The organism is Pseudomonas sp. PNPG3 (genome assembly GCF_023093815.1).
GTDB lineage: Bacteria > Pseudomonadota > Gammaproteobacteria > Pseudomonadales > Pseudomonadaceae > Aquipseudomonas > Aquipseudomonas asiatica.
Window position 1 is genome coordinate 1 of the sequence record NZ_JALLKV010000116.1, and the last position, 2263, is coordinate 2263.

At 50.4% G+C, this 2263-nt stretch carries 4 protein-coding genes; all 4 read right to left on the reverse strand.

What is annotated here, in order from left to right:
• Positions 1-233, reverse strand: a 233-nt coding sequence (locus MJ643_RS30225) for a pyridoxal-phosphate dependent enzyme (RefSeq protein WP_348773348.1), incomplete at its 3' end; no start/stop codon positions are given.
• An 18-nt stretch (positions 234-251) separates the two neighbouring features.
• Positions 252-659: a RidA family protein gene (locus MJ643_RS30230; protein ID WP_218277891.1), complete on the reverse strand. Its 408-nt coding sequence runs from the start codon at positions 657-659 to the stop codon at positions 252-254.
• A gap of 58 nt (positions 660-717) precedes the next feature.
• A complete protein-coding gene (locus tag MJ643_RS30235; protein WP_104882138.1) occupies positions 718-2013 on the reverse strand; it encodes an FAD-binding oxidoreductase in 1296 nt (431 codons plus the stop codon).
• A gap of 55 nt (positions 2014-2068) precedes the next feature.
• The gene (locus MJ643_RS31610) at positions 2069-2194 is read right to left on the reverse strand and encodes a Rid family hydrolase (RefSeq protein WP_104882137.1); all 126 of its coding nucleotides are present in this window, start codon (positions 2192-2194) and stop codon (positions 2069-2071) included.
• Positions 2195-2263 lie beyond the last annotated feature (69 nt).

Sequence of the window (2263 nt, forward strand, 5' to 3'; positions counted from 1 at the left end):
GGCAGCACGGTACCGGAAAGGTCAGGTGTTGCACTCAGTTTTCGCGGCCGCCCTGCATTCGAGGCACCGCGAGCTTTGAAGGCTCCCGCTTTTTGCAAATTCTCGCACTTAAAAAACAGCTCTGCGCCTACCAGATCGTTGATAAAGCGTGATGTGAGAACTGGAGTCTTATGCACATACGGGGCGATCCGTTCCCGTGCTTCAAGCATGTCTTGAATCGTCGGAATAATCATCTCTTCCACCGCTTTTGACTATTTGTAAATATGGTTTGACGGATCAATTGCAACGGCGTCCAGTTCGATGAGGAAGCCATGGTGTAATTCTGGAACGGGCACTACAGAGCGGGCAGGTTTCGCGCTTCCAAACGCTCTCGAAAATGCAGCGTTGAAAACACCCCACTGATCCACCCCAACAATATAAGCCGTTACCTTCAGCACATTATCTGGGCTAGCACCTGCCGCATTTAGAATCGCAAGAAGATTGCCCAGTACTTGGTCAACCTGCTCCGCAAAAGGAGCTGCTTCATAGATACCTTGGGCATCAACTTTTATGGGGAGTTGGCCAGATATATGAATTAACCCCCCACCCTTGACCGCCTGACTGTAATGCCCCAAAGGCTGAGGCGCGCTATTCGTATTAACAATTGTAATATCAGTCATGAATGCCTCATGTTTCGTAAACAGTTAACCTTTCACCGACTCGGAGCAGACGAGGAACTCAATACATTTGGTGGGACTGAATCCTTCCAAACAGATTGAAGCGAGCAGGTGAGAAAGGTGAGATATCAATTGTTGTCTTTTCGCCTGCCACAAGGTCAGAAACCAACATCGCTGTCATCGGCGCTCCCGTCATTCCTAAGTGCCCATGGCCAAACGCATAGATGACATTTTGGCAACGTCGGGAATGACCGATTACCGGTAATGAATCGGGGATGCTCGGACGGAACCCCATCCACTTGGTAATATTTTTTTCCGGTCTAGTCGAAGAAAGCCCTGGAAAAAGATTTCGCGCATGCATATACAGCACGTCCGCACGCTTCCAATTGGGTGGGGCCTGCAGCCCTGCAAACTCCACAGTTCCCCCGATCCGCAAACCGGTATCCATTGGTGTAGCAATGAATTTTCCCTCGGCGTCCGTGGTAGGTATTTTGGGCACCACAAGAGGATCACGAATGAGAAGATGGTAACCGCGCTCAGTATCAAGCGGAATGTTATCCCCCAGGATTTCAGTGAGCGGTTTGGAGTGTGCACCGGCTGCGACTACCGCAGCGTCAACTGACACCACGCCAGAGGTGGTTTCAATTCCTATTAACTGTTCCCCGTTTAGAGCAAAGCCAGTCGCACGAGCGGACAGAAATTGACCGCCATTTTCTAGAACTTTTCGAAAAATTGAAGTTACTAGCTCATGTGGATTTGTCGTGTGCGAGTTTTCCGCAATAAGGACGCCTTTGGTATAAGCGCTGGAAATGCTTGGATCAAACTCACGTAGCTCTTCGGCACTCAAAGTCTGAGTTGATATTCCGTTGGCGTTCCTGAGCTCCCAACCACCGCGATCTTTGACAAAGGCCGATTCGGATCGATACACATAGAGGTGCCCTTCGTGTCGCAGAAGATGCTCAGCACCCGCCTCTTTCGCCAACGACTTAATCAAAGGAACGGTAGAACCGATGAGGCTTCTAAGCGCCTGGGACTGTTCCCAAACTTTAGCGCGCTTACCCGCGAGCAGAAATCTGACAAGCCAAGGTGTTATATTTGGCAAGTAGTTGAAACGAACGGCAAGTGGGCCCATCGGATCTAGGAGCCAGCTTGGGACATTTTTAATCATCCCGGGCATAGACATGGGAACAACAGATGATCCATTGAAGCAGCCAGCGTTACCGAACGACGCGCCTTCACCTGGCGGATCTGGATCAATTATCGTGACTTTGAAACCACGACGCTGAAGCATCAACGCAGTGCAAACACCGACGACTCCCGCTCCGATGACTCCAACATGCTTATCGGTCGAACTCATGATTGCTCTCTCAACGGCAGTGCGAAGCGCTGCAGTTAGAATGGGGTGGAATTCATTATTGGCACTTAGCTGCAGTTACAACGACTTCAACGAGAATATTGTCACCCAAATCAGACACGCCGATGGTAGCTCGAGCCGGTAGGGTTTCCGCATTGAGCCAAGACGTCCAAACCTCGTTCATTTCGGCTTTATTATGGCGGTTGCAGGAGCTGAGTGCAACACAGTTACTGGATTGAGGCGGGAGCCTCGT

Excerpts from the sequence above, each read along its gene's own strand:
- MJ643_RS30230 (WP_218277891.1), bottom strand. The coding sequence starts at position 659 with ATGACTGATATTACAATTGTTAATACGAATAGCGCGCCTCAGCCTTTG.
- MJ643_RS30235 (WP_104882138.1), bottom strand. The coding sequence starts at position 2,013 with ATGAGTTCGACCGATAAGCATGTTGGAGTCATCGGAGCGGGAGTCGTC.
- MJ643_RS31610 (WP_104882137.1), bottom strand. The coding sequence starts at position 2,194 with ATGAACGAGGTTTGGACGTCTTGGCTCAATGCGGAAACCCTACCGGCT.